This window comes from Sodalis-like endosymbiont of Proechinophthirus fluctus (genome assembly GCF_001602625.1).
Lineage (GTDB): Bacteria > Pseudomonadota > Gammaproteobacteria > Enterobacterales > Enterobacteriaceae.
This window is the reverse complement of sequence record NZ_LECR01000051.1, coordinates 1-15,349: the sequence shown is the minus strand read 5'-3', so window position 1 is coordinate 15,349 and position 15,349 is coordinate 1. Positions and strand designations below refer to the sequence as shown.

At 50.7% G+C, this 15,349-nt stretch carries 18 protein-coding genes and 2 pseudogenes; 18 read left to right on the top strand and 2 right to left on the bottom strand.

The features are described from left to right. The first annotated feature begins 50 nt into the window (after positions 1–50). From BG74_RS06025 to acpS, 15 genes and pseudogenes are all read left to right on the top strand, one after another. A complete protein-coding gene (locus BG74_RS06025; protein ID WP_244267370.1) occupies positions 51–380 on the top strand; it encodes a methyltransferase in 330 nt (109 codons plus the stop codon). After that, a complete protein-coding gene (locus BG74_RS18975; RefSeq protein ID WP_256364234.1) occupies positions 377–508 on the top strand; it encodes a hypothetical protein in 132 nt (43 codons plus the stop codon). Before BG74_RS06025 ends, BG74_RS18975 begins: the two co-directional genes overlap by 4 nt. A gap of 10 nt (positions 509–518) precedes the next feature. After that, positions 519–659, top strand: a complete 141-nt coding sequence (locus tag BG74_RS13505; protein ID WP_187202709.1) for a hypothetical protein — start codon at positions 519–521, stop codon at positions 657–659. A 598-nt stretch (positions 660–1,257) separates the two neighbouring features. Further along, positions 1,258–1,443, top strand: coding sequence for a lytic polysaccharide monooxygenase (locus BG74_RS19685; protein WP_369678525.1), 186 nt, complete (start codon positions 1,258–1,260; stop codon positions 1,441–1,443). A 1,112-nt stretch (positions 1,444–2,555) separates the two neighbouring features. Beyond that, on the top strand, positions 2,556–3,131 hold the full coding sequence (rpoE, locus tag BG74_RS06020; protein ID WP_066597298.1) for an RNA polymerase sigma factor RpoE: 576 nt from the start codon (positions 2,556–2,558) through the stop codon (positions 3,129–3,131). A gap of 29 nt (positions 3,132–3,160) precedes the next feature. Further along, a pseudogene (gene rseA / locus BG74_RS06015) lies at positions 3,161–3,840 on the top strand (anti-sigma-E factor RseA). 481 nt (positions 3,841–4,321) lie between these two features. Then, positions 4,322–4,399, top strand: coding sequence for a hypothetical protein (locus BG74_RS20655; protein ID WP_439895684.1), 78 nt, complete (start codon positions 4,322–4,324; stop codon positions 4,397–4,399). A gap of 1,091 nt (positions 4,400–5,490) precedes the next feature. After that, positions 5,491–7,290 (top strand): translation elongation factor 4, encoded by a 1,800-nt coding sequence (gene lepA / locus BG74_RS06005; protein WP_066597294.1) that lies wholly within the window; start codon positions 5,491–5,493, stop codon positions 7,288–7,290. 15 nt (positions 7,291–7,305) lie between these two features. Continuing rightward, complete coding sequence (gene lepB / locus BG74_RS06000; protein ID WP_066597292.1) at positions 7,306–8,289, top strand: signal peptidase I; 984 nt, start codon at positions 7,306–7,308, stop codon at positions 8,287–8,289. 176 nt (positions 8,290–8,465) lie between these two features. Further along, positions 8,466–9,146, top strand: coding sequence for a ribonuclease III (rnc, locus tag BG74_RS05995; protein WP_066597290.1), 681 nt, complete (start codon positions 8,466–8,468; stop codon positions 9,144–9,146). Continuing rightward, complete coding sequence (era, locus tag BG74_RS05990) at positions 9,143–10,042, top strand: GTPase Era (protein ID WP_066597289.1); 900 nt, start codon at positions 9,143–9,145, stop codon at positions 10,040–10,042. The genes rnc and era overlap by 4 nt, the downstream gene beginning before the upstream one ends. A gap of 9 nt (positions 10,043–10,051) precedes the next feature. After that, positions 10,052–10,780, top strand: coding sequence for a DNA repair protein RecO (recO, locus tag BG74_RS05985; protein WP_066597287.1), 729 nt, complete (start codon positions 10,052–10,054; stop codon positions 10,778–10,780). A 114-nt stretch (positions 10,781–10,894) separates the two neighbouring features. Further along, positions 10,895–11,207, top strand: a pseudogene (locus BG74_RS17260) (pyridoxine 5'-phosphate synthase); the annotation flags it as partial. A 2-nt stretch (positions 11,208–11,209) separates the two neighbouring features. Then, positions 11,210–11,618: pyridoxine 5'-phosphate synthase (locus tag BG74_RS17255; protein WP_244267369.1), on the top strand; the 409-nt coding region annotated here is incomplete at its 5' end. Next, a complete protein-coding gene (gene acpS / locus BG74_RS05975) occupies positions 11,618–11,998 on the top strand; it encodes a holo-ACP synthase (RefSeq protein ID WP_066597286.1) in 381 nt (126 codons plus the stop codon). The genes BG74_RS17255 and acpS, both read left to right, overlap by 1 nt. A gap of 924 nt (positions 11,999–12,922) precedes the next feature. On the opposite strand, the gene BG74_RS13500 is transcribed toward acpS, so the two are convergent. Both BG74_RS13500 and BG74_RS19680 read right to left on the bottom strand, forming a co-directional pair. Continuing rightward, entirely contained in the window at positions 12,923–13,072 is a 150-nt protein-coding gene (locus BG74_RS13500) for a hypothetical protein (RefSeq protein WP_187202721.1), read from the bottom strand. Next, positions 13,035–13,184 (bottom strand): hypothetical protein, encoded by a 150-nt coding sequence (locus BG74_RS19680; RefSeq protein ID WP_439895683.1) that lies wholly within the window; start codon positions 13,182–13,184, stop codon positions 13,035–13,037. Before BG74_RS19680 ends, BG74_RS13500 begins: the two co-directional genes overlap by 38 nt. A gap of 479 nt (positions 13,185–13,663) precedes the next feature. Between BG74_RS19680 and BG74_RS05965 the strand changes: the two genes are divergently transcribed. The 3 genes from BG74_RS05965 to yfhb form a co-directional block, all read left to right on the top strand. Further along, on the top strand, positions 13,664–13,879 hold the full coding sequence (locus BG74_RS05965) for a hypothetical protein (RefSeq protein WP_066597284.1): 216 nt from the start codon (positions 13,664–13,666) through the stop codon (positions 13,877–13,879). A gap of 255 nt (positions 13,880–14,134) precedes the next feature. Further along, positions 14,135–14,518, top strand: a complete 384-nt coding sequence (locus BG74_RS17250; protein WP_244267368.1) for a hypothetical protein — start codon at positions 14,135–14,137, stop codon at positions 14,516–14,518. Positions 14,519–14,758: 240 nt separating this feature from the next. Then, the coding region (gene yfhb / locus BG74_RS05955) for a phosphatidylglycerophosphatase C (RefSeq protein WP_066597313.1) at positions 14,759–15,349 on the top strand (591 nt) is incomplete at its 3' end.

Sequence of the window (15,349 nt, the reverse complement as noted above, 5' to 3'; positions counted from 1 at the left end):
TATGGAGGGGCTGATTTACCTTTAAACACTTTTTTTGTCGCCCTCGATCGGTGTGCAATGTAAAGTCGGCACCGATGGTGTGCTGCTGGACGCTTGGTCACTTTTGTCATCGAGTCGGGCAGAGAGCACTAGATATCAGTACTGGCAGTGGTCTGGTGGCGTTGATTATGGCGAAGCACGTGCATGGCGCCATTCCGATCGATGCGATCGAACTTGACCCGGACGCCTGCCGCCAGGCGCGGGACAATTTTACTGCTAGCCCTTGGGCGATGTCCCTCTGCACTGTCGAGGCGATATCTGCAAGTATGCTAGCAAGGGTGTCGCGGCGCTATAAAGCCATCGTCAGTGATCTTCCCTATTTTGACGTGGGGCCGGCTTGAGCCACCAGGTGCTGTTGGAAGAGGACTATACGCTGGCGCTTATCCTGCTGTATGCCGCCGCCCGGCGAGGCCTCATATCCCGCTCTCTAGCGCAGGGCTGTGACTACAGCGGCGCACTGAGTCAGTGATAGAGAGGGATTGCGCACGCCCTGGCTGCTGCTGGCCTTGAAGTGCTGGCCGATGCTGTTAATCCACGATGCTCTGACGTTGCGTAACCTGACAGGTAAATGTTCGCCGGCGTTTCACATCCTGGCCGGCGATTTTTATCTAGCGTTCTAATCGCTGAGCTGCTGGTTATAGGTGTATGGCAGTCAGCTGTTTCAGTTTTGTCCTTTCATGATAAATCTGTGGATGAGCAGCATAGCATTCCCATGTTTATTTTTGAACTTAGATACTATTATTATTAGTGAGGATTTAATCCTGCCTATCGATAATTAATAAACATTGAGAAATGTAACTTGATATATATTTTATATATTCCTCTCTATCTTTATCTCCTGTTTAAATATATGGGGCGATTTTAGACGGCATAGACGTGAATTGCCGTTGTTCCGGTTTTATTTTACTAAATCCACCACTACTAATAGCAAAATGAAGAGATTTTTAAAAAAATAAATTAATTAATATAAAAATATTAATATATATATAAAATATATTATTATATATAATATCATTAATTTCACTAAATCAGGGTCTGAAAAAATGGAACTGGTAAGTACGTTAGAAAGTAGAAATTTTCTCTGAAAGGCAGGCGGGTTTAGACGATAAATTCGCCCATACTGATAATCGTAATGCCACTCCCGCCGCAAGATGGACAGATTACCAGCTCCGGTTTCACGGATGGCGGCATAACTACTGCACCGCTCAAACTTGATGAATACGGTGTGAAGATTGCTGGGAAAAGAATGAAATAAAAGCCAGTTCTGTTGTGGATTTCACTTGGCACTATACCATAATATACGCCACACGGCGTTGGAATTATTTCATTACCAAAGAGGGTTGTAACCCTAATGAACCCTTAAGCCGAGCTCAGTTTGAGAAAGAGCCCTTTTTCATGGTGTAAAATCCACAGCGGTCGTGTTGGGAATATACTGATAAATTGGTACCCATTGCCGCCAGAACGGTTCATAAAGTTTAAATACCCAAAAAGGCTATCGTATTATTCTTGGTATATGGGAAATCGTAAACACCGTAAGGGCCTTTTATCAAGTAGTCGATGTTAATTTTTCTGATGAAAACTTTCCATTATTGCTTGCTTTTTAATCTAATGTAATGACCAAGGTATCCGTACCGGTATGCGCTGGAAGCTCATTTTAAACTCTATGTCACTGATATCGCATACCGCTGTGTTTAGCATTATTAATATGCTTCGTTATTATATTACCATATTGAAGTGAGCAAAGGAATTAAAGGAGGGAGCACGTCAACCCCGTCTACGCAGCAAGCAGTAGAATAGACAGTCAGGTAGCCACGTGGAAAACGGAAGGAACTTGCGTTAACGCCAACTAGACTGTGTTGGTTGTTTCTCTTAACTACTTATTTTACATGATATTTTTTAATATAGAAAGACTCTCCCTCTCCATTCTTGATAAAAGTGCGCAAGACAATCAGGGCGGAGTTTTCCGAATTCCTCATACGCTAATAACACAGTGGTAAACCCGATAGTCATCACCTGTCGAGTTTTCAACAGGTGATAATCTCAATTAGGGTTGCAATATGGTGAGTTGTGGATCAGGCAGCATAGCTGGATAATCCAGCCTGAATATACAGGCCGCGACTCTCCCTTGCGCTGCAGCGCGATTTTGACGATCAGCTCGGCAACCTACACCAGATTTCGCACTTCCAGCAAAGGTTTTATTTACGCATGTTTACTGACAGTATGACGGATTCACGTTACCCTGCCGCTACTTAACTTGCAGTTATTTCGAGTAGATTTTGATTCCGCGAGAATCCGGGTACTGGCCATCATATTTTATGGTAATCTGGCGCTCGTCCTGGCTGTCAGCCTTGGCATCATTGTGGCCGAGGCCTATAATTCTAATAAAAATACCAGGCATGCCGGAACCTTATGATTATCATTAAATCCAATCGCGAGCTTGCTCGTAATAATTGGTTCATAAGCTGTGACGGTATTGTTTTGCTTATGGAGAAAAATTTGAGAAGACATTACCTCGGATGAGAGAGCAGCTAACGGATCATGTGCTGGTTGAACGAGTTCAGAAAGGCGACCAAAAAGCGTTCAATTTACTGGTCGTTCGCCACCAGTATAAAGTGGCGAGCCTCATGTCGCGCTACGTCCCGCAAAGGGATGTGCCAGACATGGTGCAGGAGTCGTTCATTAAAGCGTACCGTGCCCTGGCGTCGTTTCGCGGCGACAGTGCTTTTTATACCTGGTTATACCGTATTGCGGTCAATACGGCGAAGAATTACTTAGTGGCTCAGGGACGGCGTCCTCCTTCAGGCGAAGTGGACACCAGCGATGCGAAAAATTACGAAAGTATGGGCGTATTAAAAGAAATATGTAACCCTGAGAATTTAATGTTGTCTGAGGAGTTGCGGCAGATAGTATTCCGCACCATAGAGGTGTTGCCCGAAGACTTGCGCATTGCGATTACGTTGCGGGAGCTGGATGGCTTGAGCTATGAAGAAATAGCTTCCATCATGGATTGTTCAGTAGGAACGGTACGCTCACGAATATTCCGTGCGCGAGAAGCAATTGATAATAAAATTCAACCGATTATTCAGCGTTAACGATGGCGGCAGGAGTAAGGTATCCAGGCATGCACAATGAAAAGATTTCTGCTCTGATAGATGGAGAATTGTTCGACAGCGAATTGTTCAACGATTTGTCTATAGATGTTAAGTTGCAACAAAGCTGGCAACGGTATCACCTCGTTCGTGATGTTATGCGTGGTGACGCGGGGGGCGAAGTCCTCCATATCGACATTACCGATCGCATGGCCGCCGCCATTTTCAAAGAACTGATGTGTATCACGCCGCAGGCCGAGAAAGGATCGCGGCCGGCGTTGGAAACCTGGAAAAAGTCCCCGTTCTGGCGCAGATTCCGTCCGTTTTACAGCGCGCATCGCCCAAATTTGGCATCGCGCCGCACATTACCCAAATAGAGGCGTCGTGGCCTGTGTTTCGCTGGCGGTCATCGTCGGCATGCAGCATTACAATATGTAGAAGGATGTCGGTCAGGACAGCAGAGAGCCAGAAAATCCGGTGTTCAACACATTGCTGATGATGGGCCGGGTGTCGCCGATCAGCATAGGTTTCCCGTAGGCCAACAGCGCCGGGGTGGATAACGGCAGCCAGCAGATGCAGGTGCAGGAACAGCGCAGGCGCATCAACACTATTCTGCAGGATTATGAACTACAGCGCCGTTTGCATTCTGATACACTGCAGCTCGATCAGTAAAGACGCGCAACAGGCCGCAGTACAGGTGCCGGGTACGTAATCATTAGGAATGAAGCCGCAGTAATGGAAGCAAATCTGTTATGCCATGTATTTGTTGACGGGCAACCTGCTCTATTCCATCCACTCTCTGGCTTAGACCATAGCATCCTGGGTATTTCTCGCACATTAGACTATGAATATGCCTACGTGCCCGGTCAGCAAGCTGCGCGTCGGCTTGCTGCGCTATGGCCATGTAGTTATCGATAAGTAACTACTGGAGCAACTTCTGCAAATGGACAGCCCAACGCCGCGAGATAAGTCCAGCGCAACGATGAAATCAGTTATTTTGAGCCTTGGCTATAGCCGTTTACCTTGTTTGGTGATCATATCGTTGATTCTCTTCCTTCTATTATCTACGCAAATTTTGAGCGCTTAGCGCGCTTCTAAGATTTTATTTCCGTAGGCCGTGCCCGTATCGCCGATCTCCTGTGCGAGGTTGTGCGCGTCGTCGCCTGGCCCGCGACGGCACCTGATTTAGCTACATCATCTGGATTGATGCCATAACCAAATTTCCGCTGCCCGTTGACCTGTTGGATCACGATGGCGAAGCGCTGGAATAGTTCCGTGTTATCGCGTTCAACGCCGATAGACAGGTCGAAAACACGATAGCCGGTTTGGAAAGGTCACGCCGCCGCCCAATTGGCGTTGCCGGTGTCCATGATCTCGGGTTTCGACTGGCGAGTTAAACTGGTTGCTGAATGAACAGATTTAGGACAGGCTGTACACCGATGGATTGTTCAGCTTCTCCGTCAACGTCGACCAGGAGACCACCGTCAATTGGGAGTGCCTCGGGCATCACACCATTCATACCGAACAGCGTGGCAGCCGGCCGAACAGCGTGGGCATCCGGGAAATTACCGTGGTGGGCGCGAACTGCTCACGGTCATCGCGAAACGTATCGCCGACGCCGTTGTATTCAAGGCTCAGTCATAATGAGGGAGTGGGCCACTATCGTTACTTGGCGGCATAGCGTTGCGCAATTGCACTATGAACAGAGCACAGGCTGAGGCAGATGCCACGCTAAGCAATCCTTGGGGTACCGGCGTTCTAAATAAAATCGCTCCAGAAACGCAGCATTATTTAGAGGTGACCAGCGCGCTGCGGCTCTGGTGCCTGGTCAGCGTGTTGAAGTCGGCTTCACTGAAGATAGTCTGCTGTGCTCCGCATTTTTAGTGTATATGCTGCATCTACTGGGGTGGGGCTTATCGGAGGCGCGGCTATCCTGTGGGGTGCTCTATGGGTACCGATCCGGCCGTCACGTGCGGTGGCGTGGCCTGTTTTCTTTACGAGCGTTATCTAGCGTGTCATACGCATGAAACGCATAATAATCGGTTGGTGATTCCGCAGGTGGCGCTGCCGCCTTCGTTTCTGTATGTCTTGGATTGATGCCGCTGCGCTCCCGGCGTGTAGCGTTTTATTGCCGCCTATATATGATATGCGCCTCATGGCTATAGATTGGCCACGCCCTTTTGCCACGACGTCAGATCAGAGGGAGGATCCCGGCAATTTCCCCGACATTCTTCCTTGATTCCCCAAGACAGTGTAAGATGCGCCCATCATTTTTTGGGCCATCGGAGCCACGTTTCTAGCATGGCGACCGGCGACCACCGGACCGATATAGAGTGCCTGTTTAAGAGAAAAATTTATTAATATGAATAATATACGTAACTTCTCTATTATTGCCCACATAGACCACGGCAAATCGACGCTATCGGATCGCTTAATCCAGACCTGTGGCGGCCTTAGCGAGCGTGAAATGGCGGCCCAGGTTCTGGATTCCATGGATCTGGAGCGTGAGCGCGGCATCACTATTAAGGCGCAAAGCGTAACGCTGGACTATAAGGCTCCTGACGGTCAGATTTATCATCTGAATTTCATCGATACCCCGGGGCACGTGGATTTTTCCTATGAAGTCTCCCGTTCTCTGGCGGCGTGCGAAGGGGCGCTGCTGCTGGTGGATGCTGGGCAAGGGATAGAGGCCCAAACGTTGGCCAACTGCTATACCGCGATGGAAATGGATTTGGAAGTGGTGCCAGTGTTGAATAAAATCGACTTGCCTGCTGCAGATCCCCATCGCGTCGCGAAGGAAATCGAAGACATCGTTGGCATTGACGCCGCCGATGCGGTGCTCTGTTCGGCGAAAACCGGTGTCGGTGTCTCTGATGTACTCGAACGACTGGTGCGCGATATCCCGCCGCCGGAGGGCGATCCCGCCGCACCGCTGCAGGCGCTGATTATCGACTCCTGGTTTGATAATTATCTAGGCGTGGTGTCTCTGGTGCGCATCAAAAACGGCACGCTGTGTAAAGGCGATAAAATTAAGGTAATGAGTACCGGTCAATTCTACAACGCGGATCGGCTGGGTATTTTTACTCCTAAACGTATCGACCGTGAAGTACTGAACTGTGGCGAGGTCGGCTGGCTAGTTTGCGCTATGAAAGATATTTATGGCGAGTTGGTAGGAGGTACGCTCACGCTTGCGCGCCAGCCAGCCGATAATGTACTGCCGGGCTTTAAAAAAGTGAATCCGCAGGTATATGCCGGTCTGTTCCCGGTAAGTTCCGATGACTACGAGGCATTTCGCGACGCCCTCGGCAAGCTTAGCCTGAACGATGCCTCGCTGTTCTATGAGCCCGAAAGCTCTACCGCGTTGGGTTTTGGCTTCCGTTGCGGCTTTCTTGGCCTGTTACATATGGAAATCATTCAAGAACGGCTGGAGCGGGAATATGATCTTGACCTTATCACGACCGCCCCGACGGTTATTTATGAGGTGCTGACCACTGACAACAACACGGTATATGTGGACAGCCCGTCTAAGCTGCCGCCGCTGAATAATATCGCCGAACTACGTGAGCCTATTGCCGAATGTCATATGCTGCTGCCGCAGGCTTATTTGGGTAATGTCATCACTCTGTGTATCAAAAAGCGAGGCGTGCAGACCAATATGGTTTATCACGGCAATCAGGTAGCGCTGACCTATGACATTCCCATGGCCGAGGTGATGCTAGATTTCTTTAATCGGCTTAAATCCACCTCGCGCGGCTATGCCTCGCTGGATTATGGGTTTAAGCGCTTCCAGAACTCGGATATGGTGCGGGTAGATGTGTTGATTAACGGCGAGCTGGTCGATGCGCTGGCGTTGATTACCCATAGAGAGAACGCGCCGTATCGAGGTCGCGAGCTTGTCGATAAACTTCAGGAGCTGATACCGCGTCAGCAGTTTGATATCGCTATTCAGGCTGCCATCGGTAACCATATTATCGCCCGTACCACCGTCAAGCAGTTGCGCAAGAATGTCCTAGCGAAGTGCTATGGAGGTGATGTCAGCCGCAAGAAGAAGCTGCTACAAAAGCAGAAAGAAGGTAAAAAGCGCATGAAGCATGTAGGTAACGTTGAGCTACCACAGGAAGCATTCCTGGCGATTCTGCACGTGGGTAAAGATAGCAAATAAGTTTGAGGAGATGGCATGGCCAATATGTTTGCCATGATTCTGGCAATCGCGACGCTTATCACCGGCATCCTCTGGTGTTTGGAACGTTTTAAACAGGCGCTTGCGCGCCGCTGGCTGTCGCAGCAACCCGGTCAGCTGTGCGCAGGAGCCGAAGTGCTAATCGGGAATGACGTCGCCGTGAAGGTTAGCCATAAACCTGGCTGGATCGAGTCCTGTGCGTCCATTTTCCCAGTACTGTTATTGGTGTTTATATTTCGCTCTTTTATTTTCGAGCCGTTTCAAATTCCATCGGGCTCAATGATGCCAACACTGTTGGTTGGTGATTTCATTCTGGTAGAAAAGTTTGCTTATGGCATTAAAGACCCGATCACCCAGACGACTCTCATTAAAACCGGCCATCCCAAACGCGGTGATGTAGTTGTTTTCAAATACCCGCCCGATCCTAGCCTGGACTATATTAAACGGGTCGTGGGTTTGCCAGGCGACCGGGTCAGTTATGATCCGGCCAATAAACATGTGACGGTGCAACCTGGCTGCGCCAGCGGGCAGGACTGCGCCATGGCGTTACCCATTACTTATAGTGAATTCGCCCCAAGCGATTTTGTACAGACTTTTAACTCCGCCGACAACAGTGAAGTCAGTAGCAGTTTTCTACGGGTCCTGACCGATAGGCAGGTAGACGGCTGCATTCGCCTGGCACAGCGCAAAGAGTCGTTGGACGGTGTGGTGCATAATGTGCTGACAGTGCCGGGACAGCAGGATCAACTAGGCATTTATTATAAGCAGCCTGGCAGTTCGCTAGCGGAATGGGTAGTGCCGCAGGGAGAGTATTTCATGATGGGCGATAACCGTGATAACAGCGCTGATAGCCGTTATTGGGGATTCGTGCCGGAAAGAAATCTGGTGGGTAAAGCGACGGCAATTTGGATAAGCTTCGATAAGCAGGAAGGCAAATGGCCGACTGGCGTACGCTTAAGTCGTATTGGCGGCATTCATTAATTCCTTTTTAGAGAAGCATTATTTCACTTACCGATGTAGAATACCTATCAGGTTAGGAAAGGCAGGTTCCCTTCGCAGGAGCTACTGCAAAAGTAACAGTTTTGGACAGGCGTGTCGTTCCCAAGACTGTTCCTTCGGCTGCGGTTTTTTGCGCATGGTTGAGTTGTTGGTAACGCATGAATCCCATATTAATAAATAGGCTCCAGAAGAAACTAGGCTACACTTTTCAACAGCATGATCTTTTGTTACAGGCGTTAACGCACCGCAGCGCTAACAGCAAACACAACGAGAGGTTGGAATTTTTGGGCGATTCTATATTGAGCTATGTCATCGCCAATGCGCTTTATCAGCGTTTCCCCCATGTCGACGAGGGCGACATGAGTCGGATGCGCGCTACGCTGGTACGCAGCAATACGCTTGCGGAAATTGCGCGGGAGTTCGAGCTGGGAGAATGTTTACGTCTAGGGCAGGGAGAGATGAAAAGCGGCGGTTTCCGTCGAGAATCTATTTTGGCCGACGGGGTGGAAGCGTTGATTGGCAGCGTGTTCCTGGACAGCGACATAAAAACCGTCGAAAATCTGATTCTTGACTGGTACCGCACACGATTAGATGAAATCAGCCCCGGCGATAGGCAAAAAGATCCGAAAACCCGGCTGCAGGAATACCTTCAGGGACGCCACTTGCCGTTGCCTACCTATCTAGTACTGCAGGTGCGCGGCGAGGCACATGATCAGGAGTTTATAATACACTGCCAGATCAGCGGGCTGTTGCAGCCAGTGGTCGGCAATGGCTCAAGCCGCCGTAAAGCTGAGCAGTCCGCAGCGGAACAAGCGCTTAAACTGTTAGAACTTGAATGAGCGAACAGACGACATATTGTGGTTTTGTGGAGATTGTAGGCCGGCCAAACGTCGGCAAATCCACGCTGCTGAATCAGTTGTTAGGACAGAAGATTTCTATTACCTCGCGCAAACCGCAAACTACTCGCCACCGCATTATGGGAATCCACACAGAGGGGGTTTACCAGGCTATCTATGTGGATACCCCAGGGCTGCGTATTGAAGAGAAACAAGCGATAAACCGTTTGATGAATCGTGCCGCCAGCAGTTCCATCGGCGATGTAGAACTGGTGATTTTCGTGGTGGAAGGCACCCATTGGACGCCGGACGATGAAATGGTGGTGAACAAACTGCGCGACTTTAGCTGCCCGGTCGTTCTGGCGATCAACAAAGTGGATAACGTCGCCGATAAGGAAAAGCTGCTGCCCCATATGCAGTTTCTCAGTCAGCAGATGTCTGTCCATGACATTGTGCCTATCTGCGCCGAGAGCGGCATGAGCGTCGATACTCTGGCTGGTATCGTGCGCAAGGCGCTGCCGCAAGCCGAGCATCATTATCCCGAAAATTATATTACCGATTGCTCGCAGCGCTTCATGGCATCGGAAATTATCCGTGAAAAGCTGATGCGGTTTCTGGGTGATGAGCTTTCTTATTCCGTTACGGTGGAAATTGAGTTCTTCGCCGCCAATGATCGCGGCTTTTATAACATCCACGGTCTGATTCTAGTGAAGCGAGACGGCCAGAAGAAAATGGTTATCGGCAATAAAGGAAGTAAAATAAAGATAATAGGAATTGAAGCTCGGCAAGATATGGAGTTAATATTCGAGAAACGGGTGCATCTGGAATTGTGGGTGAAAGTCAAATCTCGCTGGGCCAATGATGAACGTGTCAGCTTGGATTATGTTGATGACCTCTAGGGAGCACCAATGGAAGGTTGGCAACGTGCTTTCGTTCTGCATGCTCGCCCTTACAGCGAAACCAGCCTGCTTTTGGACTTTTTTACCGAGCATCAAGGACGGGTGCGCGTTCTGGCCAAGGGAGCGCGTTCGCGCCGCTCCTCGCTTAAAGGCATTCTGCAGCCGTTTACGCCGTTGTTAGCTCGCTGGAGAGGACGCAGCGAGCTAAAAACTCTGCGTAGCGCCGAACCCGTCTCGCTGTGTCTGCCACTAACTGGGATAATGCTGTATAGCGGACTCTATATTAATGAGCTTCTGTCGCGTGTGCTCGCCCATGAAACCGATGATTCCTCCACGCTGTTTTACGATTATCTCCAGTGTTTGCAATGGTTGGCGGGTGCCACCGGCTCGCCGGAGCCGGTGTTGCGCCGTTTTGAACTGGCGCTGCTGACGCATCTGGGTTATGGCGTCGATTTTCTACATTGCGCCGGCTCCGGCGATCCTGTCGACGACGCTATGACCTATCGTTACCGGGAGGAGAAAGGCTTTATCGCCAGCGCACTTTTGGATCATTATAGTTTCAGCGGGTGCGAGCTACGCGCCCTAGCGGCGCGCGAGTTTCCCGACGTTGACGCACTGCGCGCGGCTAAGCGGTTCACCCGTATGGCGCTGAAACCTTATTTGGGAGGTAAACCGCTAAAGAGTCGTGAACTGTTTCGCCAGTTTCTCCACCGGCGCCGGCGATGCGACAGCGCGTGATACAGGGGCCCTCCGGGAACAGATCAGATGGTGAAGCGGGTGAACAATAAACTAGTTTGCGCCACCATATTAGTTTACACTGCGAAACAGCATCGACAAAGTCAGGGGAAGAGGATGTCTAATTTGCTGCTGGGCGTGAATATCGATCATATTGCAAAGTTACGCAATGCGCGCGGGACGGCCTGGCCCGATCCAGTTCAAGCGGCTTTTATCGCCGAGCAAGCGGGGGCCGACGGCATTACCGTGCATCTGCGTGAAGATCGCCGGCATATCACCGATCGGGATGTCCATCTGCTGCGCAAGACGATTCAGACCAGAATGAATCTGGAAATGGCGGTGACGGAGGAGATGATGGCTATTGCCTGCTCCTTGTCGCCACACTTTTGTTGTCTGGTGCCGGAAAAGCGCCAGGAAGTCACTACCGAAGNNTGTGGCCGACCAACGTGACAAATTGCGTCAGACCGTGGCCCGTTTGAGCGATGCTGGAATTCAGGTCTCGCTGTTTATCGATGCCGATGAGCATCAGATCGCGGCAGCGGCGGAGGTGGGCGCTCCCTACATTGAAATCCATACAGGCGCCTATGCCGTCGCGGCCAATGAAACATCGCGCGCCGCGGAGTTCGCCCGCATCAGCCAGGGCGCGCAGTACGCCACGGCGCTGGGCCTCAAGGTCAATGCTGGCCATGGTCTTGATTATCATAATGTCAAGCTTGTAGCTACGCTGGTACCTATACAGGAGCTGAATATTGGCCACGCGATTATCAGCCGAGCTGTGATTGGCGGTCTCGCGGAAGCGGTAAGATACATGAAACGTCTGATGCGTGAAGCGCGCGGCTGATGGCTATTGTCGGCATCGGTACCGACATCGTCGAGATTGGACGTATTGAGGCAGTTGTTTTTCGCAGCGGCGATCGGCTTGCGCGTCGGATTCTCAGTCCAGATGAATGTTTGCAATATCAGCAGTACAATCAGCCGGTACGCTTCCTCGCTAAACGTTTCGCGGTAAAAGAAGCGGCGTCTAAGGCGCTTGGCACCGGTATTCGTGATGGGTTAGCTTTTGCGCAGTTTGAGGTCTGCAATGATGCTCTGGGTAAGCCTTCGTTACAGTTGTTTGCTCAGGCGGCAGAACTGGCTGGCCGATTAGGTGTTACCGGCATGTACGTCACGTTGGCTGATGAGCGGCATTATGCCTGCGCGACGGTCATTTTTGAACGCTGAAGCGGCGCAGCAGCGGTCATCGGGCTAAAAACTATCGGCGCGGTACAGGGTAGCACAAACTTTTCCCATAGCGCAGCGCTATTTTCCACACACTGAAGATCGGCAATGATTGTGTGCTCGATAGAGCAACCTTCTGACAGGTGAGACGATTATAGTGGCCGATATACTCCACTCCGTACAGCGGTCGGTATCGGTTTAAAGCGGTCGGTATCGGTTTAATAGTACCCCGTGCCCGAAGTCACCATTCACACCCGTCGTGCCGAGGTGCTGCTAGCGTTTTCGCTGCCCGAGCTTAGCAGCGAGCGCTAATGGTGCGCATGATGGATGATCGCCGATAGTTATCCGCTCTTCGGTGGCCAAGAGGAGCAAAATTTCTAGCGGCGGCTGAAGTTGAATTTGCATATGCCGCTCTGCGGGCTCATACAAGGTAAGGCGGCCTCAGGATAGCTTCTTGACCATCTCTTCGTAGCGGATACGGTCTAGGGTATGTTCGATATCCTGTTGCACCACCAACCCCCATAAACAGTAAGTCAATTAATGCCTGTTTTGTGCGATATTCTAGGAAGCTGACCCAGCTATGCTAAGCTTGCTGCTCTGAGATAGTATATAGAGCGTCAAATCGGCATATTGTTGCAAGTTTATTGGGTGCGAATTGGTGACCGTCATGACCCTCGCTCGCCTCGCATCCTGCGCCGCCAGATTGATCTCTCGCTGCGTACCGCTAAACTAAGTGAGATAGCGAACAGTATATCGGTTCCAGTCAAGTGGTTGCCATCGTCGGTAGCAAGACGTTCGTGTTGTTTTTTGGCCACCACCACCATGCTGATTTTTATCAGTTTGCAGGAAAGATCGCACGCCATCAAATCCCGATACGGCGATGTCGATAGTAATAATCCACTTCGAGTGTTGCAATGTCTCCACGCGCTAGAGCAATTTGTCTTCGCTGTTGATATTCAGCGTGCCGCGCATGCCGGACACTTTTTCCTCCAACAACTTTTTGCCTACGGTTTTGATGGGATCATCACTGAGTATTTGGTTATATACCGGTATATAGAAGGGGCGGGATCCTAGCAATTGACCAGTGCTTCATACTCAGGGAAAGTTTAAGCGCGGTAAACTCTTTGTAACCTAACTTTTGGACAACTTTCATCACGCTTGACTGACTGACACCGGTCATTTCCGCCATCCGCTGCGAACTAAGATGACACACCTCTTCGGTGTGAAGCAGTAAAAATCCACTAATTTCTGATCATTGCGCGATAGTGATCAGCATAACTGGCGTATCCGTAATAAACCTCTCATCGACTATTCTCCCGCGTCATGCGGTCGTAGAAGGACAAGGAGAGGGCTCTCGGGATCGGGTGGCTAGATTTCCATCTCATTCATTAATTATATATTATATAATAGTTTTTTATTTTAATGAAAAATTCAACGGTGACTGTATGAATTTAGTGATTAGTGTCGGAAATACGTCATCCAGACCTCGATGGCGCTGGATACCTCATAAACGCATAAGGCGGTGAGGCTGTTTAATCAGCAGAACAAGCAGGTGCCGGAGGGCCGTTGTGTCCAAGCTTGCCGACGGTGTGGTCACCGCTATCGTGTAGCCACCGCTATAGATCGAGCAGCGCAGGGGCGCTCAGGGACGTCACCACAAGGCGCGCTATGCGACCCCTCAGCGGCGCTCTGCGCCAGTTGGCGAATGTGTTTATTCTGCTCATCCCAGCATTTATTGCCTCCGGTCTTATCACAGGATTGATTAATCTGCTTACGCAATCGGACGTCAGCGGCGATATAGCGCGGCACTATCCTAATGTACTCTGGCTGCTAGCGCTGTTTGGCAGCACGGTATTTGCCATCATAAAAATTATGGTGGGGTAAACTCGATGCGGGTGTTCTGCGGTTTACAGGTTATGAGCGGAGTAGAGTGACAGCCGCGATTTTGAGCAGCTCCAGCCTGGTGAAAATCCGGCTTTTTGAAGGGCCGTTACAGCCAGGCTGTGGCGGGAGTGATAGCCGTGTTGCTGGTGATTTGCCCTGATGTGTTGTTGGGTGGAAAAAGCGTTGTGGCTATATTTATCGGAGTCGATAGAGATGATAGTTAATCCGCTTTTGGCTACACTGATAATTGCGTCGATGACGCGGATAGCCGTGCTGCAACCCACTCAGCGGGGCAGTATTCTGATGCTATTTGCCCACGGGGTGAATGTCGCAAATGATCGTAGTGGCATGGCGATCGGCGCTTTACTGGCGGAAAGTTTCTTAACGCCGGTGCTGACCGGCCTGCATCAAGGAATGGTGCCGCTGCATGTAGAGCTCATTCAGTCCCACGGCGTCAATCCTCTGCTGCTGCCAATGATAGCCATTGGCAGGATGGGGCAGGTGGGCGCGTCATTTGCCGTGCTGTTGAAAACCCGCTGCGCTCGGTTGAAAATGTTCATCAGGGCCCGCCTTACCGGTATTTTCCCTGGTATTGTATTAGAGAGCCGCTGTTTTTCTGCGTCACACACTGCCCCTTGATCGTCCGGTTTTCGCCACTTGCCTCGGTAGAGCAGTGGGTATCGCGGTGAGGTGATAAGTTATCTTAAGGTGGCGGCGCTTATCACATTTGGTTTGTCGGGATTGCCTATGGTGGCTGACCATCGTCACCGGAAAATTCACCGCCTATTTTTGGCCAGATGGGCGGGCTCTCTGCCATTGCCGCCGGGATTTATTTTTATATGACTTATAGGATTCAACGATCCAGAGGAGTAGCTTTTGATTAACCCAATCGCCCAGCAGCGCGTCGTATTCTTTGATTTAGACGGCACGCTGCATCAACAAGATATGTTCGGCTGCTTCCTGCGCTATGTGCTTGTGCATCTGCCGCTGAATGTCGTGCTGGTGATACCCATTCTGCCGATGGTGGCTCTTGGGCTGCTGGTAAAGGGCCGCTCAGCCCGCTGGCCAATGAGCCTGCTGCTCTGGTCGATTACCTTTGGCCATAGAGAGGCCAGGTTGCAGGAGCTACAGGCGGAGTTCGCGGCGGCCTTCCGTCAGCGCGTACGGCGTTTTCCACAGGTATTGGCACGCCTCGACGACTACCTCGCCAGCCAGGATACCCAGGTGTGGCTTATTACCGGCTCGCCGGAGTCGCTGGTGAAAAAAGTTTACCGCGATGCGGTTTTTCTGCCTCAGGTGCGGCTTATCGGTAGCCGTATACACCGGCGCTACGGCGGCTGGGTGCTGACCCTGCGCTGTCTAGGCTATGAAAAGGTAGCGCAGTTGGAGCGTGAGCTGGGGATTCCATTGAAATTGTATAGCGGTTACAGCGACAGCGTTCACGACAGTCCGCTGCTTTATTTTTGCGAA

Bases quoted from the DNA above. Each gene is read 5' to 3' on its own strand.
- acpS (WP_066597286.1), top strand. From the start codon at position 11,618: ATGGCTATTGTCGGCATCGGTACCGACATCGTCGAGATTGGACGTATT.
- recO (WP_066597287.1), top strand. From the start codon at position 10,052: ATGGAAGGTTGGCAACGTGCTTTCGTTCTGCATGCTCGCCCTTACAGC.
- era (WP_066597289.1), top strand. From the start codon at position 9,143: ATGAGCGAACAGACGACATATTGTGGTTTTGTGGAGATTGTAGGCCGG.
- BG74_RS17250 (WP_244267368.1), top strand. From the start codon at position 14,135: ATGACGCGGATAGCCGTGCTGCAACCCACTCAGCGGGGCAGTATTCTG.
- rpoE (WP_066597298.1), top strand. From the start codon at position 2,556: ATGAGAGAGCAGCTAACGGATCATGTGCTGGTTGAACGAGTTCAGAAA.
- rnc (WP_066597290.1), top strand. From the start codon at position 8,466: ATGAATCCCATATTAATAAATAGGCTCCAGAAGAAACTAGGCTACACT.
- BG74_RS19680 (WP_439895683.1), bottom strand. From the start codon at position 13,184: ATGGCGGAAATGACCGGTGTCAGTCAGTCAAGCGTGATGAAAGTTGTC.
- lepB (WP_066597292.1), top strand. From the start codon at position 7,306: ATGGCCAATATGTTTGCCATGATTCTGGCAATCGCGACGCTTATCACC.
- BG74_RS05965 (WP_066597284.1), top strand. From the start codon at position 13,664: ATGCGACCCCTCAGCGGCGCTCTGCGCCAGTTGGCGAATGTGTTTATT.
- lepA (WP_066597294.1), top strand. From the start codon at position 5,491: ATGAATAATATACGTAACTTCTCTATTATTGCCCACATAGACCACGGC.